This is a genomic window from Novosphingobium sp., from assembly GCF_027531025.1.
In the GTDB taxonomy this organism is placed as follows: domain Bacteria; phylum Pseudomonadota; class Alphaproteobacteria; order Sphingomonadales; family Sphingomonadaceae; genus Novosphingobium.
On sequence record NZ_JAPZQX010000004.1, the window covers coordinates 12,985 to 35,312 of the forward strand.

21 protein-coding genes are annotated in these 22,328 nt (G+C 67.9%); 15 read left to right on the plus strand and 6 right to left on the minus strand.

Annotated elements, in window-relative coordinates:
• Window positions 1–6: 6 nt before the first annotated feature.
• From O9281_RS06625 to O9281_RS06650, 6 genes are all read left to right on the plus strand, one after another.
• Window positions 7–1,383, plus strand: a complete 1,377-nt coding sequence (locus O9281_RS06625) for a CpaF family protein (protein WP_298183962.1) — start codon at window positions 7–9, stop codon at window positions 1,381–1,383.
• A gap of 4 nt (window positions 1,384–1,387) precedes the next feature.
• Window positions 1,388–2,389, plus strand: coding sequence for a type II secretion system F family protein (locus tag O9281_RS06630; protein ID WP_298183964.1), 1,002 nt, complete (start codon window positions 1,388–1,390; stop codon window positions 2,387–2,389).
• Between the two features lie 2 nt (window positions 2,390–2,391).
• Window positions 2,392–3,366 carry a type II secretion system F family protein gene (locus O9281_RS06635; RefSeq protein ID WP_298183966.1) on the plus strand — a complete coding sequence of 325 codons (975 nt, stop codon included), beginning with the start codon at window positions 2,392–2,394 and terminating at the stop codon, window positions 3,364–3,366.
• A gap of 1 nt (window position 3,367) precedes the next feature.
• The gene (locus O9281_RS06640; RefSeq protein ID WP_298183968.1) at window positions 3,368–4,147 is read left to right on the plus strand and encodes a hypothetical protein; all 780 of its coding nucleotides are present in this window, start codon (window positions 3,368–3,370) and stop codon (window positions 4,145–4,147) included.
• 15 nt (window positions 4,148–4,162) lie between these two features.
• Window positions 4,163–4,630 (plus strand): prepilin peptidase, encoded by a 468-nt coding sequence (locus O9281_RS06645; protein WP_298183970.1) that lies wholly within the window; start codon window positions 4,163–4,165, stop codon window positions 4,628–4,630.
• A 77-nt stretch (window positions 4,631–4,707) separates the two neighbouring features.
• Complete coding sequence (locus tag O9281_RS06650; protein ID WP_298183972.1) at window positions 4,708–5,121, plus strand: hypothetical protein; 414 nt, start codon at window positions 4,708–4,710, stop codon at window positions 5,119–5,121.
• On the opposite strand, the gene O9281_RS06655 is transcribed toward O9281_RS06650, so the two are convergent.
• From O9281_RS06655 to O9281_RS06665, 3 genes are all read right to left on the minus strand, one after another.
• Window positions 5,105–5,749 carry a response regulator gene (locus O9281_RS06655; RefSeq protein ID WP_298183974.1) on the minus strand — a complete coding sequence of 215 codons (645 nt, stop codon included), beginning with the start codon at window positions 5,747–5,749 and terminating at the stop codon, window positions 5,105–5,107. The two genes, O9281_RS06650 and O9281_RS06655, sit on opposite strands and share 17 nt — an antisense overlap.
• Before the next feature lie 4 nt (window positions 5,750–5,753).
• On the minus strand, window positions 5,754–6,890 hold the full coding sequence (locus tag O9281_RS06660; protein WP_298183976.1) for an ATP-binding protein: 1,137 nt from the start codon (window positions 6,888–6,890) through the stop codon (window positions 5,754–5,756).
• 236 nt (window positions 6,891–7,126) lie between these two features.
• The gene (locus tag O9281_RS06665; RefSeq protein WP_298183977.1) at window positions 7,127–7,879 is read right to left on the minus strand and encodes a DUF1499 domain-containing protein; all 753 of its coding nucleotides are present in this window, start codon (window positions 7,877–7,879) and stop codon (window positions 7,127–7,129) included.
• Between the two features lie 8 nt (window positions 7,880–7,887).
• Here O9281_RS06665 and O9281_RS06670 point away from each other — a divergent pair, with 8 nt between their 5' ends.
• The 7 genes from O9281_RS06670 to O9281_RS06700 are packed head-to-tail and all read left to right on the plus strand — an operon-like array spanning window position 7,888 to window position 14,733.
• Window positions 7,888–9,018 (plus strand): FAD-dependent oxidoreductase, encoded by a 1,131-nt coding sequence (locus O9281_RS06670; protein WP_298183979.1) that lies wholly within the window; start codon window positions 7,888–7,890, stop codon window positions 9,016–9,018.
• Between the two features lie 18 nt (window positions 9,019–9,036).
• Window positions 9,037–11,175: an FAD-dependent oxidoreductase gene (locus tag O9281_RS06675; protein WP_298183981.1), complete on the plus strand. Its 2,139-nt coding sequence runs from the start codon at window positions 9,037–9,039 to the stop codon at window positions 11,173–11,175.
• Window positions 11,172–12,443 (plus strand): nucleoside transporter C-terminal domain-containing protein, encoded by a 1,272-nt coding sequence (locus O9281_RS06680; RefSeq protein ID WP_298183983.1) that lies wholly within the window; start codon window positions 11,172–11,174, stop codon window positions 12,441–12,443. Before O9281_RS06675 ends, O9281_RS06680 begins: the two co-directional genes overlap by 4 nt.
• A gap of 6 nt (window positions 12,444–12,449) precedes the next feature.
• Complete coding sequence (locus O9281_RS06685; RefSeq protein ID WP_298183985.1) at window positions 12,450–13,055, plus strand: CDP-alcohol phosphatidyltransferase family protein; 606 nt, start codon at window positions 12,450–12,452, stop codon at window positions 13,053–13,055.
• Between the two features lie 6 nt (window positions 13,056–13,061).
• Window positions 13,062–13,619 carry a hypothetical protein gene (locus tag O9281_RS06690; RefSeq protein ID WP_298183986.1) on the plus strand — a complete coding sequence of 186 codons (558 nt, stop codon included), beginning with the start codon at window positions 13,062–13,064 and terminating at the stop codon, window positions 13,617–13,619.
• 29 nt (window positions 13,620–13,648) lie between these two features.
• Window positions 13,649–14,269: a 6-phosphogluconolactonase gene (locus O9281_RS06695; protein ID WP_298183988.1), complete on the plus strand. Its 621-nt coding sequence runs from the start codon at window positions 13,649–13,651 to the stop codon at window positions 14,267–14,269.
• Complete coding sequence (locus O9281_RS06700; protein WP_298183990.1) at window positions 14,257–14,733, plus strand: NUDIX domain-containing protein; 477 nt, start codon at window positions 14,257–14,259, stop codon at window positions 14,731–14,733. Before O9281_RS06695 ends, O9281_RS06700 begins: the two co-directional genes overlap by 13 nt.
• On the opposite strand, the gene dinB is transcribed toward O9281_RS06700, so the two are convergent.
• Window positions 14,711–15,844: a DNA polymerase IV gene (gene dinB, locus O9281_RS06705; RefSeq protein WP_298183991.1), complete on the minus strand. Its 1,134-nt coding sequence runs from the start codon at window positions 15,842–15,844 to the stop codon at window positions 14,711–14,713. The two genes, O9281_RS06700 and dinB, sit on opposite strands and share 23 nt — an antisense overlap.
• A gap of 65 nt (window positions 15,845–15,909) precedes the next feature.
• Between dinB and O9281_RS06710 the strand changes: the two genes are divergently transcribed.
• Complete coding sequence (locus O9281_RS06710; protein ID WP_298183992.1) at window positions 15,910–17,178, plus strand: multidrug effflux MFS transporter; 1,269 nt, start codon at window positions 15,910–15,912, stop codon at window positions 17,176–17,178.
• Window positions 17,179–18,648: a glycerol-3-phosphate dehydrogenase gene (locus O9281_RS06715; protein ID WP_298183993.1), complete on the plus strand. Its 1,470-nt coding sequence runs from the start codon at window positions 17,179–17,181 to the stop codon at window positions 18,646–18,648.
• On the opposite strand, the gene O9281_RS06720 is transcribed toward O9281_RS06715, so the two are convergent.
• Window positions 18,633–20,198, minus strand: a complete 1,566-nt coding sequence (locus O9281_RS06720; RefSeq protein WP_298183994.1) for an acyl-CoA carboxylase subunit beta — start codon at window positions 20,196–20,198, stop codon at window positions 18,633–18,635. The genes O9281_RS06715 and O9281_RS06720 overlap by 16 nt on opposite strands.
• A 116-nt stretch (window positions 20,199–20,314) precedes the next feature.
• Entirely contained in the window at window positions 20,315–22,222 is a 1,908-nt protein-coding gene (locus tag O9281_RS06725) for an acetyl/propionyl/methylcrotonyl-CoA carboxylase subunit alpha (protein WP_298183996.1), read from the minus strand.
• Window positions 22,223–22,328 lie beyond the last annotated feature (106 nt).

The following is a 22,328-nucleotide window of genomic DNA, read 5'->3' on the forward strand; positions in this document are numbered from 1 at the left end:
AGTGCGATGAGCATCTGGAAAGTTAAGCAACCCGAAGGTTCGCCAGCAAAGCCGGCTCCCGCCGGTTCGACCACCGGCACGGACCCGGCCGAACCGGACCGCGTGAGCGAGGATCACAAGCTGCGGCTGAAGGTGACCATCCACCGCGACCTGCTGGACAAGATCAACCTCGCCGCGCTCGACCAGCTCTCGCGCGAGCAGATCCATCACGAAGTGTCCGAGATCGTCGGCGAGCTGCTGAAATCGCAGAGCGAGCCACTCAATGCGCGCGAACGCGCCGCGCTGGTGGACGAGGTGATGGACGAACTGCTGGGCCTCGGCCCGCTCGAGCCGCTGCTGCAGGACGAGACCATCACCGACGTCCTGGTCAACGGCCCGGACAATGTGTTCGTCGAACGGCGCGGGTTGCTTGAACGGGTTTCGACCCGCTTCCAGGACGATCGCCACCTGCTGCGGATCATCCAGAAGATCGTCAGCGCGGTTGGCCGCCGGATCGATGAATCCTCGCCCTATGTCGATGCCCGCCTCGCCGATGGTTCGCGCGTCAACGCGATCATCCCCCCGCTGGCGATCGACGGGCCGATGCTGTCGATCCGCAAGTTCGCCAAGAAGTGGATCAGCGTCGATCGCCTGATCGAGCTCGGCTCGCTGCCCGATCAGATGGCCGAAGTGCTGAAGGCCATCGTTGGCTCGCGGCGCAATGTGCTGATCTCGGGCGGGACCGGCTCGGGCAAGACCACCCTGCTCAACGCCATGTCCTCGTTCATCAACCACCGCGAACGCATCATCACGATCGAGGATTCGGCCGAACTGCAACTGATGCAGGAACACGTGGTGCGGCTGGAAACGCGTCCGCCCAACATCGAGGGTCGGGGCGAAGTCAGCCAGCGCGACCTGGTCAAGAACGCGCTGCGCATGCGGCCGGACCGGATCATCGTTGGCGAAGTGCGCTCCGGCGAGGCCTTCGACATGCTCCAGGCGATGAACACCGGCCACGATGGCTCGATGACCACGGTCCACGCCAATACCCCGCGCGATGCCCTCTCGCGCGTCGAGCAGATGATCGGGATGAGCGGGGTGGACATCTCGCCACGCGCGGCGCGCAACCAGATCGCCTCGGCCATGAACATCGTGATCCAGATCGAACGCCTGGTCGATGGCCATCGCCGCATCGTCAGCCTCTCGGAAATCACCGGGATGGAGGGTGAAACGATCACCATGCAGGAAATCTTCCGCTTCCGCGCCACAGGCCGGGCCGAGGACGGACGGGTGCTGGGCCAGTTCGAGGCCACCGGAATCCGGCCCAAGTTCCTCGCCGAAACCGCCGCCTATGGCATCGCCCTGTCGCCGGACCTGTTCCGGCCCGACGTCAAGCTGGGATAGGCCCATGTCCAACGAGATCGTCCGCTTCGTTGTCCTGCTTGCGGTCTTCGCGGCCTTCTTCCTGTTCACGCAGGTGCTGCTGGGCACGGCCTGGCGGGCGCGGCAGAAACATGCCGCGATCAACACCCGCCTGCGCATGATCCGTGAAGGCGGCGATCGCGAGCAGATCCTGGCCCGGCTGCGCAAGAACGCCCCCACCGACCATTCGCACCTGCCGCCGCTGCTGGCCGGGATGCACCGCAACCTGCAGCGCCAGTTCTTCGCCGCCGCCGTGCCGCTGGGCGTGGGATCGGCGCTGATGATCATGCTGGGGATCAGCTTCGCGGTATTCATTGTCATGCTGCTGGCGGCGGGTGCGGCCGGGTTCGACTGGACCGCGGGCGTGATCATGCTACTGCTGGTCCTGGGACTGTGCGTGGGCCTGGCGCTGCCGCTGGTGGTCATCTCGATCCGCGCCCAGCACCAGCGCAAGCGGGTCGAGGAACAGTTCCCCCTGGCACTCGACATCTTCGTCCGGGCGCTGCGTTCGGGCCATCCGGTCGCCTCCGCCATCGACCTGCTGACGCACGAGATGGAAGACCCGATGGGCACCGAATTCGGCGTGGTGGCAGACGAGGCGTCCTATGGGGCGGATCTCAAGGACGCGCTCCAGGCCATGGCCGAGCGCTGGGACAACCCGGACATGCGGATGTTCGTCGTCTCGCTCTCGCTCCAGGCGGAAACCGGCGGCAACCTGGCCGAGATCCTGGAAAACCTGGCCGAGGTGATCCGCGCCCGAGCCGCCATGTACATGAAGGTCCGCGCGCTCAGCTCCGAAGGGCGGCTGACCGGGTGGATGCTGACGATCCTGCCGATCGTGTCGCTGCTCGGCATGGTGACGGTGAACCCCGGCTTCTACATGGATGTCGCGCGTGATCCGATCTTCATCTGGGGCTTTACCGGCCTCATCCTCCTCTACTTCATCGGCGTCTACGCGATCCGCCGCATGGTCGACCTGAAAGTCTAGTCATGCTTGATCTTGTCGCCACCAGTTCGCTTGCCCGCTTCGGGGTGCTGTTCACGATCTTCATTGTCGCGGTCGGAACGGTCTACGCCCTGGCCATCTGGCTGGAACACCGCACGGCGCTGCGCCGCCAGCTGGGCCAGATCGCCGAGGAACCGGGCGCCGTGCTGCGCCCGGCCAGCCTGCGGGCCCAGGCCAGCGAAGGGGCCTGGACCAAACTTGCCGCCGCGCTCGAAGGGGCGGGGCTCGACCTGTCCGATAGCCGCAACGAACGGCTGACCGCGCGGCTGCGGGCGGCCGGCTATACCTCGCCCGCCGCGCCGCGGATCTTCACGCTCGCGCGACTGATCGGTGTCTTCGTGTTGCCGCTGGGCTATCTTGCGCTGGCCTTTTCCGGCGATGAACCGCCGACTTTCCTCAAGACCTATCTGATCGGGGCCGGGCTGGCGCTGCTGGGGCTCTACCTGCCCAACCTCTACGTCCAGGCCCGGGCCGATCGCCGCCGCGACGAGCTGCTGCGCGGCTTCCCCGATTGCCTCGACCTGCTGATCATCTGCATCGAATCCGGCCTCAGCATCGAGGCGGCGATCGATCGGGTCGGGCGCGAGATGGTGCTGTCGCACCCGCTGATCGCCGAGATGCTCTCGGTCGCGACCCTGCACCTTCGGGCCGGGGCATCGCGCGAGGATGCCTTCCGCAAGATGGCCGAGGTGGCCTCGGTCGACGAGATCCGGTCGTTCACCACGCTGATCATCCAGTCGGACAAGCTGGGTACCAGCATTGCCACGACGCTGCGGGTCTATGCCTCGGAAATGCGCGAGCGGCGCAAGCTGCGGGCCGAGGAGCGGGCGCACCGCCTGCCGGTGCTGATCTCGATCCCGCTGGTGGTCTGCATGCTGCCGGTGATGATCGGTGTGCTGATGCTGCCGGCCGTGGTGCGGCTGGTGAAGAGTGTGTTCCCGATGATGATGGGAGGTTGAAATGCCCAAGTCCCTTGGTTCCCTGGCCCTTGTTCTTGCCGGTACCGTCGCGCTGGCGGGCTGTACCTCGCCAATGGGGCGGATCGCGCTGCGCGAAGGCCACCGCGTCGATCCGGCGCTGCTGGCCGTTCCCGCCAATCCCGACCTGGTGAGCGGCAAGCAGGCCCTGGCCGCCGGCAATTATGGCGCGGCGATCGCCGCACTGCGGCTGGCCCGGCTCGATCCGGCCAGTGCCGCCGAGGCGACCAATGGCCTGGGCGTGGCCTATGCCGGGATCGGCCGTGCTGACCTGGCCGAGCGCTACTTCCGCCAGGCCGTCGCCATGGCGCCCGAAGACCGGCGCTTTGCCGCCAACCTCGCGCGGTTCACCCGGGCGCAAGAGGTGCAGCTGGCCGCCGCCGCGCCACCCGCGCCGCCTCCCGCTCCGGTCGGGCAGACGCTCAAGGCCGGGCTGCTTGTCGCGGCAGCGGGTGGCAACAAGACGATCACGGTGAGCGGTGCGCCGGTCGCGGCACAGCGTCCGGCAACTGCCGCCGCGCCGCGGATCGCGGTTGCGGCCCCGCCACCGGTCAAGGTGGTGCGCGTCACGCCGGGCCAGCCCGAGCTGGCTGCCGCCGGTCCGGTCAAGGCCGGCCCGGTCAAGGCCGGGGCTCCGGCGCGGCTGACCGTCCTGGCGCCGCGGCCCGCGCTCGTCGCGGCCCCGCCCCGGATGGCGCTGGCCACGCTGGGCTGGCGGCCGGTCATCAACCGCGCCGTCCGCGACGTCGGCGAGTTCGACTGACGGCGGAGCTGACCCGTGGCCCTGCCCGATCTGCTCACCATCGGCCTGCTGGCCGGCATTGCCGGAGTCGGCGCCTGGCTCGACTGGCATTACCGCCTGCTGCCCAACCGGCTCTGCGCGGTCGCCTTGGTTGCCGGGCTGGTGGTGACCGGTCTGGGCCAGGGCCTGGCCGCGCTGCTGCCGCACCTGGGCCATGCCGGGCTGGCGCTGCTGGTGGGGATGGCCCTGTTCGCCGGCGGGGTGATCGGCGGCGGCGATGCCAAGTTCTATGCCGCGCTGGCAGTCTGGTTCCCGCTGGCCGAGGGCTTTCGCCTGCTGCTGCTGGTCGCGCTGGCGGGGCTGGTCCTGACAGTGGGGCTGTGGCTGTTCGTCTGGCGGGCGGCTCCGGCCGGGCCGGGCAGCGCGGCAGGCGCGCGGCAACCGCGCACTGTGCCCTATGGCGTGGCCATCGCCGCCGGGGCGGTGGTGGCGCTGCTTTTGTGAGGCGCGACGCGGGGAGCGCGCGCAGGCTGGAATAGGTGGCCACGCCGCTGGCTGGATCGGCGGGGCCACATCGCAGGATGGGTACTGGCGCAGTGGACTGGTGGAAAATCCGGATCGAGCCGATGCTGCTGCCCCGGGGACGGCCGGTGGCGAGCCGGGTCAGTTATACCTTCTGCCTGCCGCTGATCGCCGATGGCCGGATTTCGCTGCCAACCTATCGGGCCGACCGCGATCTCGCGACGGTCGAGCGGTCCCGGCCGAACCAGCAATGCGACCTCGGTCGGATCGAGCTGCGCGACAACCAGTGGACCTGCAGCTGGCCCTATCCGGCCTGCCTGCACCTGGCTGATGTCAGGATCCTGGCACCCCGCTTCCTGCTGGGTGATCTGGTCGGCATGCGCCCGCTGGGCGGGACGATGGCGCTGTTCCGGATCCAGGCTCGCGATGCCTTGCTTCCGGCGCCAGAGCCGCGGGTCATGCTGTCATCCTGACTCCCGCGCCGGTTTCCTGTCCCAGCCCGGCCAGGAAGGCGAGGTGGAGCATTTCCGACAGGCTGCGCACGCCCAGCTTGCGCATCGCATTGGCGCGATAGAGTTCGACCGTACGCGGGCTGAGGTCGAGGTCATAGGCGATCACCTTGTTGGCATGGCCCTTGATCAGCCCCTGCAGCACCTGCTGCTCGCGGGGGGTGAGTTGTCCGATCCGGCTGCAGGCTTCGGCCACTTCGGCGCTCGGCGCGGCCGGCCGGGGCGCGGCCTGCCGCTCGGCCCCGCGCACCGCGGCCAGCAGTTCCTCGCGCGAGAATGGCTTCTGCAGGAAGTCGATCGCGCCGTCCTTCATTGCCCGCACTGCCGAATCGACATCGCCGTGGCCAGTGATGATCACGACCGGCATGACGCAGCCCTGCTCGCGCAATTGCCGCTGCAGTTCCAGCCCGTTCATTCCCGGCATCCGGATATCAAGCAGGATGCAGCCCGGCTCCAGCTCGGCCAGGCCGCGCATGAAGGCTTCGCCGCTGCCATGAACCGTGGTCTCGATCCCTTCGGTGCGCAGCAGGAACGCCGTGGATTCCGCCACGGCCCGGTCATCGTCAACGATATGGCAAACCCGCTTCGACATGGTTTCAGCCCCCCGCAGTTTCAGACTCGCTCGAAATCGGCAGGGTGAAGCGGAAGGCCGCGCCGCCCAGTCGGGCCGACTTGCCCGCATGGATCGACCCGCCATAGGCCTCGACGATCTGCTTGCAGATCGCCAGGCCCACGCCCATTCCGCCACCCTTGGTGGTGACAAAGCTTTCGAACAGGGAATCGGCAATCGCCGGGGCGATGCCCGGCCCGTCATCCTCGACCGAAAGCTCGATGAAATCGTTCACTTGCCGGGCTGCGATCACCAGTTCGTGATGGCCGCCGTGTTCGGCATCGATCGCCTCCAGCGCATTGCGCACCAGGTTGAACAGCACCTGCTGGCCCTGCAGGTGGTCCACTTCCACCGTCGGCAGGTCGACCGGCAGGTCGTAGGTCACGTGGATCGTGCGCTTGTAGCCATTGATCAGCGCCAGGGCCGTGGCATCGCGCACTAGCCCGGCAACCGCATTGGGCCCCGTTTGGGGCTGGCCGCCGCGCACGAAATCGCGCAGGCGATGCAGCAGCTGGCCCGCCCGGACCGCCTGGTCGCTGCAGGTTTCCAAAACCCGCATCACCTCCTCGCGGCCCGCGAATTCATCCTGCTGGCTGACCAGGTTCGACAGGCCCTGGGTGTAATTGGCGATATTGGTCAGCGGCTGGTTCAGCTCGTGCGCGATCGCTGTGGCCAGCGCGCCCATGGCCGAAACGCGCGAGGCCTGGGCCAGATCGGCCAGCATCGCCTTGGCCTCGCCCCGTTGCAGCTCGTCACCGTTGATCGGGCGGAGGAACCCCTGATAGGCCACCTCGCCGTCCAACCTGATCTCGGAGACCCGCAGTTCGACCGGGAACTGGTGCCCGGACTTGTGCTGCGCCATTTCGATCCGGGTCGCGCCGATCACGTGGCGTACTCCGGTGCGTGCATATTCGGCCAGGTAGTGATCGTGTTCGGCGGCGATATGCGGCGCGGTCAGCAGGCTGACATTGCACCCGATCACCTCTTCCGCGCGATAGCCGAACATGTCCTCGGCCCGCTTGCCGAAGGCGCGGATGGCCCCGTTCCGGTCAATGGTCACCAGTGCCAGCGGGATCGCGTCGAGCACCTGACCAAGGTTTTCCGGCGTCTGAAGGTCGCGCACGATCGCCGCCCCAGACCCGGCGTCCCGCTGCGACACCGACAAACCAGCCGACTTCGTGTCAGTTTCCTCGACCAAAACGACATACCCCCAGTGCCTTGGGGTAGCACACGCTTTCGGTATTTACCTCCTAGTGATTTTACCCATCGACAGCCACGCCGGGGCAGCACGCAAATCGCGCCGGTTGGCGGCGTTCAAGCTCGATTCGTCGGTCCGGGGTGGGCGGCGTGTCGGGGCGATCAGGCCGCTTGCAGGGCGGCCAGGAATTCCTCGATCCGCTTGGCATTGACGCCGAAATCGCTCACCCCGATCCGGCTGACCGAACGCATGTCGACCCGGCTCTTGCCATCGGGGGTGGGAGTGATGCGCAGCACGACATCGTCATAAAACCGGATGAAGGATACTGCCGCAGTCGCTTCCACATGGCCGCGCGCCGGATCCTGCGCCGCCACGGTCCAGCCGCGTTCCTCGGCCAGCTTCACGACATTGGCCGTTACCTCGGCCACCGGCTTCGCCACATAGACCGGGTTGATATGGCCATAGGCCGCAGAGTGCAGCTTGCGCCAGTTCTCGGTCGTTTCCACGCCCGCAAGGTTGTCGGCGCGCAGCGGCAGCTTCTCGAAAGCTGGCGGATTGGCCAGGTCGGTGGTCACGTCGTGGAGCGGCGGGACGCCTTCGGCCGCGATCGGCCGCGAGACGATGAACCCGGCATAGCCCAGCGCCACCAGCAGCGCGAGCCAGGTCTTGCCCCCCGGCGGCGATGCGGTCCGCCAGCCGACCAATGCGGCGGAGAGGCCCAGCAGCACCGCCAGCAGGGCCACCAGCCCGCCGATCACGAAGCCGCCGAACCCGGCCAGCTTGGGCACCAGGTCATAGCGCGCCAGCACCAGCGCGGCTGCGCCCAGCACGACGCCGGTCAGGGTGAGGCCACGGGTCCAGCGCGCAAGGCGCGGGGCCCAGACGGGTTGCGAAAGGCTGCCAAGTCTAGTCATGGCTGGAAGTGAGCAGCAAAGCCGGGCAAGGTCAATCGGGCATGACGGGCGGCAATCATCCCCAGCGCGTGATCCTGGCGGGCGGCGGCCATGCGCACCTGGCCGTGCTGGCCGACTGGGCGGCACATGTGCTGCCGGGAACTGAACGTATTCTGGTCACCCGCGAGCGCCACCTGGCCTATTCGGGGATGCTGCCGGGCTGGATGGCGGGGCGCTATCGCGCGGAGGAGCTGCTGATTGATCTGGCCCCGCTGGCCGAAGCGGCTGGCGCGCGGCTGGTGCTGGACGATGTGGTCGGGCTGGATGCGGCGGCGCGGCATTTGCGGCTGGCCAGCGGGGAGGCATTGTCCTTCGACCTGTTGTCGCTGGCGACCGGCGGGACCATTGCAACTGAAGGGTTCGCGGCGTTGGGCGCGCGGCTGCTGCCGGTCCGCCCGGTCGAACGCTTCATGGCCGGGTGGCAGGCATTCTGCGCCGCCGGGCCGGGCCAGGTCGTGGCCGTGGTCGGCGGCGGCGCGGCCGGGGTCGAACTGGCGCTGGCGGCGGCGCGGCGCGGGCATCATGTGCACCTGATCGCCCCCGCCGCCGGCTTCATGCCGGGGCACGGCGGCTGGGCGCGGCGACTGGCACGGACGGCCTTGGCGCGGGCCGGGGTCACTATTCACGCCAGCATGGCGCGGGCCGTCTCGGACGGGCTGGTGCTGGATGATGGCACGATTCTGCCGCTCGACCTGGCGATCGTCGCCACCGGCAGCGGGCCGCCCGGCTGGCTGGCGGACAGCGGCCTCGCGCTCGATCCCTCCGGCTTCTTGCTGACCGGGGCGGACCTGCGCTCCACCTCGCAACCGGCGATCTTCGCGGCGGGCGATATCGCCGCCCGGGCCGACCTCGTCCTGCCGCGCGCCGGGGTCCACGCGGTCAAGGCCGGGCCGGTGCTGGCGGCCAACCTGCGCTCGGCGCTGACGGGAACACCGCTGCGCGCTTATCAGCCGGGTAAGCGCCGCCTGGCCCTGCTGGCCACCGGAGATGGGCGGACCATCGCTTTATGGGGCCAATTCGCCGCCGCAGGGCGCTGGCTGTCCCGGGTCAAAGACCGGATCGACCGCGGCTTTATCGCCCGCTACACCCGCCGCACCTAAACCGGGGAGAATTCACCAGTGCCACGTCTTGCTCTAGCCGCGCTGTTCGCGCTGGCCCTGGCCGCCTGGTTCCTGTTCGACCTGGGGCAATACCTCACGCTTGAAAACCTCAAGGCGCAGCAGGCCGCGATCGACGCCACTTACCGCGCCCACCCGGTGCTGGTGATCGCCGGATTTTTCCTGCTTTACGTGGTGCTGACCGCGCTGTCGGTGCCGGGCGCGGCGATCATGACCCTGGCGGCGGGGGCGATCTTTGGCCTCACTACGGGCTTCGTCATCGTCTCCTTCGCCTCGACCATCGGGGCGACGCTGGCCTTCCTCGCCTCGCGCTATCTGTTCCACGATGCGGTCCAGGCCCGGTTCGGGGCGACGCTGCGCCCGATCAACGAAGGGATCGCGCGCGACGGGGCGTTTTACCTGTTCTCGCTGCGGTTGGTTCCGGCCTTTCCGTTCTTCGCGGTCAACCTGCTGATGGGGCTGACCCCGATCCGGGTCTGGACCTATTACTGGGTCAGCCAGGTCGGGATGGTGCTGGGCACGCTGGTCTATGTGAATGCGGGCACGCAACTGGCGCGGATCGAAAGCCTGAAGGACATTGCCTCCCCCGCGTTGCTGGGTTCCTTCGTGGCGCTGGGCCTGCTGCCGTGGGTGGGCAAATGGATCATGGCCGCGCTGCGCCGCCGCCGGGTCTATGCGGGGTTCACGCGGCCGAAACGCTATGATCGCAACCTCGTGGTGATCGGTGCGGGGGCGGCGGGGCTGGTGACCTCGCTGGTCGCCTCGACCGTGAAGGCGAAAGTGACGCTGGTCGAAGCCGGCAAGATGGGCGGCGATTGCCTCAACTATGGCTGCGTGCCGTCGAAAGCCCTGCTCAAGAGCGCCAAGGTGGCGGAAATGATCCGCCGCGCCGATGCCTATGGCCTGAAAGCGGCCGAACCGCAGCATGACCTCAGCGAAGTGATGGCCCGGCTGCGCGGGATCATCGCCGCGATCGAACCCAATGACAGCGTCGAGCGCTATACCGGCCTTGGCGTCGATGTGGTGGAGGGCCGCGCCACCATCGTCGATCCCTGGACGGTGGAGATCGCGCGGCATGATGGCACGGTCCAGCGGCTAACCACCCGCGCGATCGTGATCGCCGCCGGTGCCGAGCCGGTGGTGCCGGACCTGCCGGGGCTGGCCGAGGCGGGCTATCTCACCACCGAGACGCTGTGGGATGCGCTTTCCGCCATGGACGAGCTGCCGCGCCGGATCGCGGTGCTGGGCGGCGGGCCGATCGGCTGCGAGCTGAGCCAGGCGCTCGCCCGGCTGGGCGCCGACGTGACCCAGGTCGAACTGGGCGAGCGGCTGCTCCCGCGTGAAGATGCCGATGTCGCGGCGCTGGCGCAGGCGGCGCTGGAAAAGTCGGGCGTGACCGTCCTCACCGGCCATCGGGCGCTGCGGGTGGAAGGCAAGGTGCTGGTCGCCGAGCATGACGGGGCCGAGCGGCGGGTCGAGTTCGATGCCCTGCTGCTCGCCGTCGGGCGCAAGGCGCGGCTGCATGGCTATGGGCTGGAAGCGCTGGGGATCGATCCTGCCGCGCCGCTGGCGGTCGATGCCAACCTCGCCACGATCTATCCCAACGTGTTCGCCGCCGGGGACGTGATCGGGCCGTATCAGTTCACCCATGTGGCCTCGCACCAGGCCTGGTTTGCCGGGGTCAACGCGCTGTTCGGGCACCTCAAGCGGTTCAAGGTCGATTACCGGGTGATCCCCTGGACCACCTATATCGATCCCGAAGTGGCCCGGGTCGGGCTGAACGAGGCCGAGGCGGCCGCCCAGGGCATCCCGCACGAGGTGACCCTGTTCCCCTTGCACGAACTCGACCGGGCGATTGCCGAAAGCGCCACCACCGGCTTCGTCAAGGTGCTGACCCCGCCGGGCAAGGACAAGATCCTGGGCGTGACCATCGTTGGCGAACACGCGGGCGAACTGCTGGCCGAATATGTGCTGGCGATGAAGCATGGGCTGGGCCTCAACAAGATCATCGCCACGATCCACATGTACCCGACCCTGGCCGAAGCGAACAAGTTCGCCGCCGGGCGCTGGAAGCAGAAGCACAAGCCCGAACGGCTGCTGAACTGGATCGGGCGCTATCACGAATGGCGGCTGGGGTGAGCCTGCTCGCCAACCTGCAAGGGCTGATCGGCCTCGCGCTGATCCTGCTGCTGGCCTGGGGCCTGTCGGAAGATCGCGCCGCCCGGCCCGGCTGGCGCTGGATCGGCGCGGCGCTGCTGGCGCAGCTGGCCATCGCCCTGGTGGTTACCCGCGTCCCCTTCGTCTGGGACCTGGTCGGCTATGCCAACCGCGCGGTGGCGGCGGTGGAGCGGGCGACGCTGGTCGGCTCAAGCTACATGTTCGGCTATACCGGCGGGGCGCCAATTCCCTTCCTGCTGAAGCCGGGGGAACAGCCCCCGGTGGTGATCGCCTTCCAGATCCTGCCGCTGATCATCGTATTTTCCGCGCTCTCGGCGCTGCTGTGGCATTGGGGTGTGCTGCGTGTGCTGGTGCGGGGCCTCGCCTGGGCGCTGCGCCGCACGCTTGGAGTGCGGGGTGAGGTCGGCCTAGCGGGCGGGGCGACGGTCTTCCTCGGCGTGGTCGAAACTCCGCTGGTGCTGCGGGCCTGGCTGGGCCGGATGAACCGCACGGACCTGTTCACCGTGATGTGCATGATCATGGCGACGATCTCGGGCGCGATCCTGGTGCTCTATGCCACCACGCTAAGCAAGACTGTCCCCAATGCCGTGGGGCACATGATCGTCGCCTCGCTGATCTCGCTCCCCGCCGCCGTGCTGATTGCCCGGCTGATGGTGCCGGGTGCGCCGGAGACGGCGGAAAACAGCGCTCCTGCCGAGCCTGGCCTCAAGTACGAAGGCTCGATGGATGCGCTGGTGCGCGGCGCGATGGAGGGGGTCACGCTGGTCCTCGCGGTGATCGGGATCATCATCACGGTCTTCGCTTTGGTCAATCTGGTCGACCAGGCGCTGGCCCTGCTGCCGCTCGTAGAGGGCACACCGCTGACCCTGCGACGGCTGTTCGGCTGGGCGCTCGCCCCGCTTATGTGGACCGTGGGCGTGCCGTGGGACCAGGCCGGGGCGGCCGGTGCGCTGATGGGGACCAAGGCGGTACTCAACGAATATGTCGCCTATCTCGATCTGGCTGCACTGCCCGCCGGAACGCTCGATCCGCGCAGCCTGCTGATCGTGACCTATGCGCTGTGCGGGGTGGCGAACCTCGCCAGCGTTGGCCTGATCGTCTCGACCATGGCCACGCTCGCGCCCGAACGCCGGGCCGAAGTGGCGGGCCTTGGCATGAAGAGCTGGATCGCCGGAAACTTCGCCTCGCTGATGACCGGGGCGGTGATCGGCCTGGTGACCTGGCGCTGACCGGCCATGCTTGATGCGCGCCTTCGCCCGCTGATCGATCCGCCGCTCAATGCGTTGGGCCGGGTGCTGGCGCGGGCGGGAATTTCGGCCAATGCCGTGACTCTTGCGGGCCTTATTCCGGCCCTCGGCGCGGCCTGGGCGCTGGCCGAACGGGAGTTCCTGCTTGCGCTTGCCCTGATCCTCGCCAACCGCCTGCTTGACGGGCTGGACGGGGCCGTCGCCCGGGTACGCGGATTGACCGATTTTGGCGGGTTCCTCGATATCCTGCTCGATTTCGTGTTCTACGTGGCGGTGCCGCTGGGCTTTGCCCTGTCCGCGCCGGACAATGTGCTGCCCGCGCTGGTGCTGGTGGCGAGCTTCACCCTGACCGGGACCAGCTTCCTGGCCTTCGCTACCCTCGCCGCCAAGCGCGGGCTGGAAACCGCCGCGCATGGCCGCAAGAGCTTCTTCTACAACACCGGCCTTGCCGAAGGGACCGAGACGATCCTGGTGTTCTGCGCCATGTGCCTGTGGCCGCAGCACTTCGCGCCGCTTGCCTATGGCTATGCGGCGCTGTGCCTGCTTACCGTGGGGCAGCGGGCGCTGATTGCCCGCGCCATGTTCAGGGACTGACACGCGATGACCGGCCTGCTCCTTGCCCTGCTTGCCACACTGGTGGTCGGGTTCGGTGCGCGCGACCAGGTGCTGGTGGCACAATTGGCCGAACGGCAGGGCGCCCGGCCGGCCGTGCTGCTGGTGGCGCTGGCCAGCGGGGCCCTGGCGGCGGGCCTCGCGGCCTGGGGCGGGGCGCAGGTTGCCGGAATGATGACCGGCAATGCCCGGCTGTTCCTGGTCGCGCTGGCGCTGGGTCTGGCGGGGCTGGAGCTGATCGTGCTGACCCCGCGCCGCGCCCCGGCCGAACCGACCAATTCGCTGGGTGCCTTCGCGATCGTCATCTTTGCGCTGCAATTGACCGATGCGGCGCGGTTCCTGGTCTTTGCCCTGGCCGCGTTGACCCGCGCCCCGCTGGTTACCGGCCTTGGCGGGGCGATTGGCGCGGTCCTGATGGTCGCTGCTGGCTGGGCGCTGGTCGGGACGCTGCAAGCCGCATGGCTGGTCAGACTGCGGCTTGGACTCGGCGCAGTCCTGCTGATTGGCGCGCTCGGGTTGGGGCTTCGGGCCACGGGCTATTTGTGATCGCGCCCGGCTGCGCTTAAGGCAGTGCCATGCAAAACGTTGCCATCCTCCCCGACAGTTCCGACCAGGCCATTGCCGACTGGCTCTTCGATCGCCTGACCGCTGCCCTTGCCAGCGCCGATGGCGCAATTGCCATCACCGTCCCCGGCGGCTCCACCCCTTTCCCGATCCTGGCCGAACTGGCCCGCCGCCCGCTCGACTGGAGCCGGATAGCGATCTGGCCGGGTGATGACCGGATCGTGCCGGAAGACCATCCGGCCAGCAATATCGGGCGGATCCGTGCCTTGCTCGAACCGGTGGGCGCGCGGGTGGTGGCGCTGAGCGAAGGTGCCGTGCCGCCGCACTTTGCCATCGCCTGGCTCGGCATGGGCGGCGATGGCCATATTGCCAGCCTGTTTCCCAACACCGATCCGCGCGCCGACGATCCGCTGGCGCTGCGCCGCCTGACCCCCGATCCGCTGCCGCCCGAAGCCCCGTTCGATCGTCTCAGCCTGACCATCCCGGCCTTGCTCAACAGCGATGCGGTGATCTTCGTGATCCGGGGAGAGGACAAGCGCGCGCTGTTCGAAGCGGCCGTACGAAGCGAGCACGATCTGCCGGTCGCCCGCCTGCTCGGCGCCGCGCATCAGCCGGTCACGTGTTTCGCCTGATCCCGCCCCCGTTGCACCGGGCGCTGCTGGTCCAGGCGCACCGGCTGCGGGTGGTCTGGTGGCGGATCAGGAAGCCGCTGCTGATCGGCTGCCGCGTGCTGGCCTTTGATGGCGAGGGGCGAGTGCTGCTGGTCCGCCATTCCTATGGCAGCGGGCGCTGGATGCTGCCCGGGGGCGGGGTGGCGCGCGGGGAAGAGCCGATCCTGGCCGCCTGCCGCGAACTGGCCGAGGAAACCCGCTGCGCGCTGCTTGACCCGCGCGAGATCGCCGTGATCGAGGAGCCGCTGGCCGGGGCGACCAACCGTGTCCACGTGATCAGCGGCCAGGCGGTAGGCTTGCCGCAGGGCGACGGCCGCGAGATTGTCGAAGCGCGGTTCTTTGTCCCCGATGCCCTGCCGCCCGACCTCGCGCGGCAGCTGCAGGACAACCTCGCGGGCTGGATCAGAACAGCGACAGCTGGCTAGCCGCGCGGGCCGGGGTGGGAGCCTCGTCCGGCTCGTCCTCGGTCAGGTGGGATAGGGTCAACCCCATCAGCCGCACGGGTTGGGGCAGCGGCAACAGCTCGTTCAGCAGGGCATGACCGATTTCCGCAAACTCGTTGCGATCGCGCACCGGCTGCGGCGTGGAGCGGGCGCGGGTCAGGCCGGTGAAGTCCTTGAGCTTGAGCTTCAGCGTCACGGTCCGGCCCTCCGCCTTGCTCTTCTCGATCCGGTCCCAGGTCAGCTGGACGATCCGCTCCAGCGCCTCGCGCAGCGCGGGGCCAGAGGAGATGTCGTGATCGAAGGTGCGTTCTGCCCCCACCGACTTGCGCGCCCGGTCGGCCTTGACCCGGCGCAGGTCGATGCCGCGTGCGGCGCGGAACAGGTAATCGGCCTGGCTGCCAAAATGCTCGCGCAGGAAAAGGATGTCCTTGGCGGCCAGGTCCGCGCCGGTTTCGATCCCCAACGCGGCCATCTTGTCCGCACCCTTGGGGCCGATCCCGTGGAACCGGCGGATCGGCAGGCGGGCGACGAAGTCTGCGCCCTCGCCGGGGCGGATCAAGCACAGGCCATCGGGCTTGTTCTGGTCACTGGCCAGCTTGGCGAGGAACTTGTTGTAGGACACGCCCGCGCTGGCGGTCAGCCCGGTTTCCGCCTTGATCCGCGCCCGGACCAGCTCGGCAATGCGGGTGGCCGAACCGATGCCCTTCTCGTCCGCCGTCACGTCGAGGAAGGCTTCGTCGAGCGCCAGCGGCTCGACCAGCGAGGTAAACTCGTGGAAGATCTCGCGGATCTGGCGCGACACGGCGGTATAGACGGCAAAGCGCGGCCGCACGAAGATCAGCTGCGGGCACAGCCGTTTCGCCGTGACCGAAGGCATTGCCGAGCGGCAGCCGAACTTGCGCGCTTCATAGGAACAGGTGGTCAGCACCCCGCGCGGTCCATCCCCGCCCACTGCCACCGGTTTTCCGCGCAGGTCCGGGTTATCGCGCTGTTCGACGCTGGCATAGAAGGCGTCCATGTCGACATGGATGATCTTCCTCAGGCCCTGGCCCGGAAGGTCATCGAATACCGCGTCGGATGGGTCTTCGGCCATGGCGAAGGCTTACCCATGCGAATTCAGTCTGGCCAGCGCCGCGCGAACAGGCCAAGGGCTTGGCCATGCCGGCAGCGAGTCCATCTGCGCCGGGCGTCAGCCTGGGCGAGCGCGAATTTGTCGCGCTGATGGCCATGATCATGGCGCTGCAGGCGCTGTGCATCGATGCCATGCTGCCCGCGCTGGGGATCATGGCCCAGGACCTTGGCGTGCGCGATCCCAACGATCGCCAGCTGGTGGTGGGCGTCTACCTGATCGCGGCGGGGATCGGCGCGCTGTTTCCCGGCGCGCTGGCCGACCGGTTCGGGCGCCGCCCGGTGCTGTTTATCAGCCTCGCGGCCTATGTCGCGCTGACGGTGGCCTGCGCGCTGGTGACGGATTTCACCGCCCTGCTGGTGCTGCGCGCGCTGCAGGCGATCACCAGTGCCGGGCTTTCGGTGCTGCCCACCGCGATCATCCGCGACCGTTTTTCGGGTGACCGGATGGCGCGCGCGCAATCGACCGTGGCGGTGATCTTCATGATCGTGCCGATGGCCGCGCCCAGCTTTGGCCAGGCGGTGCTGGCCGTGGCGAGCTGGCGCTGGATCTTCGGCGGCATGGCGCTGCTGGGGGTGGCGGTGTGGATCTGGGCCTGGATCCGCCTGCCCGAAACGCTCGATCCGGCCAACCGCCAGTCGATCGCCCCGCGCGTGATCGCCGCCAACATGTGGGAAGCGGCCACCAACCGCGCGGCGATGGGCTATGTATTCGGTGCCTCGCTGCTTGTGGCGGGGCTGTTCGGCTATATCAATTCGGCCCAGCAGCTGGTTGCCGAACATTTCGGCGCCGGCGATACCTTCCCGCTGCTCTTCGCGGCGATGGCGGGCGGGATGGCCCTGGCCAATTTCACCAATTCGCGGATCGTCGAGCGGTTCGGGGCGCGGCGGGTTTCGCACACGGCGCTGCTGGTCTTCATCGCGGTCAGCGCGGTGCAGGTCTGGCTGGCGCACCTGCCGCACCAGACGCTGTGGCAATTCGTGCCGGTGATGGCGCTCAACATGTGCCTGGTCGGCTTCATGGGGGCCAATTTCGGCTCGATCGCGCTGCAGCCTTTCGCCCGGATTGCCGGGGCGGCCAGCTCGTTCCAGATGTTCACCCGGATGGTGATTGCCGCCAGCCTGGGCGCGCTGATCGGCCAGGCCTATGACGGCACGGCGCGGCCGCTGGCCTGGTCGCTGCTGGCCGGGGGAATCCTGGCGCTCGGCCTGGTCCTTTACAGTGAACAGGGCCGCCTGTTCCGCCGCCTGACCCCGCCCGGGGCCGTGCGGCCGGTATCCGGCCCGGATGTGAGGTAAGTGCAAGTGCAGTTCGACCTGGCAGTGATCGGTGGCGGCGTGAACGGCGCGGGGATTGCCCGCGATGCCGCCGGGCGCGGCGCGAAGGTTCTGCTGCTCGAAGCGGGAGACCTGGCGCAAGGCACCTCCTCCGCCTCGACCAAGCTGGTCCACGGCGGCCTGCGTTATCTCGAGCATTACGAGTTCGCCCTGGTCCGCGAGGCACTGACCGAGCGCGAGGCGCTCTGGGCCATTGCCCCGCACATCATCCACCCGCTGCGCTTTGTCCTGCCGCACGTGAAAGGCCTGCGCCCGCGCTGGCTGCTGCGGTTGGGCCTGTTCCTTTATGACCATATCGGCGGGCGCAAGCATCTGCCGCCCACCCGCTCGATCGACCTCCACCGCCACCCGGCGGGCGCCCCGTTGAAGGCGGAATTCGGCCCGGCTTTCGAGTATTCGGACGGCTGGGTCGACGATGCCCGGCTGGTCGTGCTCAACGCGATGGATGCCCTGGCCCATGGCGCCGAAGTGCGCCCGCGCACGCCGCTCACCGCCGCGCGGCGCTCGGCCGATGGGTGGGAACTGGAAACCCCGGCAGGCACGTTCACCGCCCGCGCCCTGATCAATGCCGCCGGTCCTGCCGTGCTGACGGTTGACGGCCTCGCTGGCGAAGCGCCCGAATACGGGATGCGGCTGGTGCGCGGCTCGCACATCGTGGTGCGGGGGCTGTTCGACCATCCCTATGCCTATTTCTTCCAGCTAGCCGATGGGCGGATCTTCTTCGCGATCCCCTATGAGCGCGACTTCACCCTGATCGGCACGACCGACCGCGATCACGTGGCGGGCGAACCGATCAAGGCGAGCGAGGAAGAGATCGCCTACCTCTGCGAAGGGGCCAGCAATTACTTCAAGACGCCGATCACCCCGGCAGACGTGGTCTGGACCTATTCGGGCGTGCGCCCGCTGGTCGATGACGGTTCGGGCAAGCCCGAAGCGGCCACGCGCGGCTACCGGCTGGACCTGTCCGAGGCGCATGCGGGCGCGCCGCTGCTGTCGGTCTATGGCGGCAAGATCACCACTTATCGCCACCTCGCCGAGGAAGCCGTGGACCTGATGGCGACGCGCCTGCCCGCGCTCAGTGGCAAGCCCTGGACCCGCAGCCGGCCGCTGCCCGGCGGGGATCTCGCGCTCGATGGGCTGGAGCCGTTGAAGGCGGCGCTTGCCGCGCGCTATCCCTTCCTCGATGCCGGTACGGTCGACCGGATCGCGCGCGCCTATGGCACCCGCGCGGAGCACTGGCTGAACGGCGCGGAAGGCTGGCAGGCGCTGGGCAAGGCCTTCGGCGCGGGGCTGACCGCCGCCGAGGTCGATTACCTCAAGGCCAACGAATGGGCGGCGAGTGCCGAAGACGTTCTGTGGCGGCGCACCAAGCTGGGCCTGCGGCTCAGCGCGGCTGAGCAGCAGGCGCTGGCCGACTATCTTGGCGCCTGATCGGCTCCCCGTCGCCGCCAGGCCAGCTCGGCAAATTCGCACAGCAAGGGCCGCGTATCGCGCGGGTCGATGATGTCCTCGACATTGAAGCGCTCGGCGCTGCGGAAGGGTGAAGTGACCTTGGCCAGCCGCGCGCGGATCGCTTCCAGTTCGGCCTCCGGGTCGGCAGCCGCTTCGATCTCGCTCTTGTAGGCCACTTCCAGCCCGCCCGCGATCGGCAGGCTCCCCCAATCGCCCGAAGGCCAGCAATAGCGATACTGATAGGTATCGGCGTTGCTCATTGCACTGCCGGCAATGCCATAGGCCCGGCGCATGACCACCGAGGCCAGCGGCACGCTCGCCTTGTAGATCGCGTTCATCGCCTGCACGCCATAGCGGATCGTCCCGGCAATCTCGGCCTCGCGCCCGATCATGAAGCCGGGATTGTCGACCAGGTGGACGATCGGCAGGCGGAACAGGTCGGCCAATTTGACGAAGCGTTCCACCTTCTCGCTGGTCTTGGCGTCCCACGATCCGCCCAGGAAGCTGGGATCGCTGGCCAGCACCATCACCGGCCAGCCATCGAGCCGGGCCAGCGCCGTGATTGCCGCGCGGCCCCACATGCGGCCGATCTCGAACACGGTGCCCTTGTCAAACACCAGGTCCATCGCCCGGCGCATCGAATAGACTTCCTTGTCGCCGCGCGGGACGAGGCTGAGCAGTGCTTCCTCGCGGCGGTCCGCGGGGTCGCCGGTCTCTACGCGGCGGGCGGGCTGGCCGACATATTCGGGCATGAACGACAGGAAATGGCGCGCGCGGGCAAAGGCTTCGGCCTCTGATCCCACCTCGTCATCCACCACCCCGTTGCGGGTGTGGATTGCGCTGCCGCCCAGCGCTTCCTTGGCTTCCTCGTGGTTGGCCGATCCTTCGTCCTTCCAGGCCGTGCCCATGGCATCGACCACGGCGGGTCCGGCGGCGAAGATCTGGCTGAGGCCCTTGACCATGATCGAATAGTGGCTCGCCGCGATCCGCGCCGCGCCAAGGCCCGCCGTCGGCCCCAGCGCCAGCGCGACCACCGGCACGGTATCGAGGTTCTTCACCACCTCGCCCCACATGTGGACCGCCGGGATATAGGTCGCGCCGATCATCTCCAGCGTCTTGACCGAGCCGCCGCCACCGGTGCCGTCGATCATGCGCACGATGGGGAGCTTCAGCTCGTGCGCCATCTTCTCGGCCTGTTCCATCTTGCGGCCGATCCCGGCATCGGCCGCGCCGCCGCGGATGGTGAAATCGTCAGCCGTCGCCACCACCGGGCGGCCATTGATCGTCGCCTTGCCGAACAGGAAGGGGGCGGGCAGCACGCCGGTCAGATTGCCCTCGGCATCGTAGCTGCCCTTGCCGGCGATCTTGCCGATCTCGCGGAAGGAACCGGGATCGACCAGCCCCGCCAGCCGCGCGCGGGCATCCAGCTTGCCCCGCCCATGCTGGCGCGCCACCTTGTCCGGCCCGCCCATCGCCTCGGCCAGCGCCTCGCGGTGGCGCAGTTCTTCCAGTTCGCGTTCCCAACCCATCCCTATCTCCGTTCGGGCTGAGCTTGTCGAAGCCCCGTCCTGTTCTTTGCAGCGGACGCTAGAAGAAAGAACGGCCCTTCGACAAGCTCAGGGCGAACGGGGGAGGCAGATTCGCGCTATTCGGCCGCCTCGATCCGCGCCAGCAGCGCTTCGACCTGCACCTGCGCGCCGGGCGCGGCGTTGAGCTCCGCGACCACCCCATCGAATGGCGCGGTCAGGGTATGCTCCATCTTCATGGCTTCCAGCGTCAGCAGCTTCTGCCCCTTGGCCACCGCCTGCCCGGCGCTGACCTCCACCGCGATCACCTTGCCCGGCATGGACGAGAGGATATCGCCGTCGTGGGCGGAGTGGTGGCCGGTGCCTGCCTGACGCGGAGGAGCTTCGAAGATAAAAGACTCTCCTCGCTCAGTTACGGCGACTTCGTGATCCGACAAAGCTGTGTGGAACGGACCCGAAAGTCGAAATGCTCCGACCGTTGCATCGGCATCGCCGAGAACCTTTTCGCCTCGTGTTTCCATCGCAATGGTCCGCCAAGGCTTCGCGTTAAGTCGAAAAGCACGGAGGCCGCTTGGCAGGGTAACGGCAGGCAAGGTGTCGAAAGCAAAGTCAGCTTCCAGAAAGGTGGCAGCGGCTCGGTCAACTGCGGCTTTGCTGGGGAAGGAGGGTGGCATCAGCGCATCGCCAGAGGCCGCAATCAACCCAGTTGTGACATTGCCTTCACTGAATTCGGCATTGTCGAGACACGCATAGAGGAAGCCACTGTTCGTCCTAACCGGCGCCACAAAAGACTTTGACAGGGAGCGCATTAGCTCCTTTCGCACCTCATCACGACTTTGGCCGTGGGCGATGAGCTTCGCGATCATAGGGTCGTAAAAGGGGGAAATCTCGTCAGCTTCTTCGACGCCCGTTTCGACCCGGATTTCGTCGTGCAAATAGAAATGAGCTAGCTTGCCCACACTCGGCAAAAACCCTTTCGCCGGATCCTCGGCATAAAGCCGCGCTTCCATCGCCCAGCCGTTGATGCTCATCTCGTCCTGTTTGAGCGGCAGCGGTTCGCCGCTCGCCACCCGCAATTGCCATTCGACCAGATCGACCCCGGTGATCTCCTCGGTGACCGGGTGTTCCACCTGCAGGCGGGTGTTCATTTCCATGAACCAGATCCGGTCGGCGCGGAGGCCTTCCGAAGCATCGGCTATGAATTCGATCGTGCCCGCGCCGATATAGTCGACTGCCTTGGCCGCGCGGACGGCGGCGGCGCAGAGTTCGGCGCGGGTCGCCTCGTCCATGCCGGGGGCGGGGGCTTCCTCGATCACCTTCTGGTGGCGGCGCTGAAGGCTGCAATCGCGCTCGAACAGGTGGACGACATTGCCGTGGCTGTCCCCGAACACCTGCACCTCGATATGACGCGGGCGCTGGATGTACTTCTCGATCAGGACATGGGCATTGCCGAAGCTGGCGGCCGCCTCGCGCTGGCACGAGGCGAGGGCATCGGCAAAGTCCGCTGCGCTCTCTACCAGCCGCATCCCCTTGCCGCCGCCGCCGGCCACGGCCTTGATCAGCACCGGATAGCCGATTTCGGCGGCCTGCTGGGCCAGGAACCCTGGGTCCTGGTTGGCGCCCATATAGCCGGGCGTCACCGGCACGCCGGCGGCGGCCATCAGCTGCTTTGCGGCGTCTTTCAGGCCCATCGCTTCGATCGAGGCTGGCTTTGGCCCGACCCAGACCAGCCCGGCATCGATCACGCTTTGCGCAAACGCGGCGTTTTCGGACAGGAAGCCATAGCCCGGATGGATCGCTTCGGCTCCGGTCGCCTTGGCGGCGGCAATGATCTTGTCCCCCACCAGGTACGATTCGCACGCCGGGCTGGGGCCGATGTGCACGGCCTCATCGGCCTGGCGCACGTGCAGTGCCTTGGCATCGGCATCGGAATAGACCGCGACGGTGCGAATGCCCATCTGGCGGGCGGTGCGGATGATGCGGCAGGCAATCTCGCCGCGATTGGCGATGAGCAGGGACTTGATCATCGCCTATCGCTAGGCCCTGTCACCGCGCGCTGCAATGCCCCTTGCGCTTGCCCCACGCCGACACTAGAGCGACGCGCAAACCTGCTAGCCATCTTTCCCAACGGGG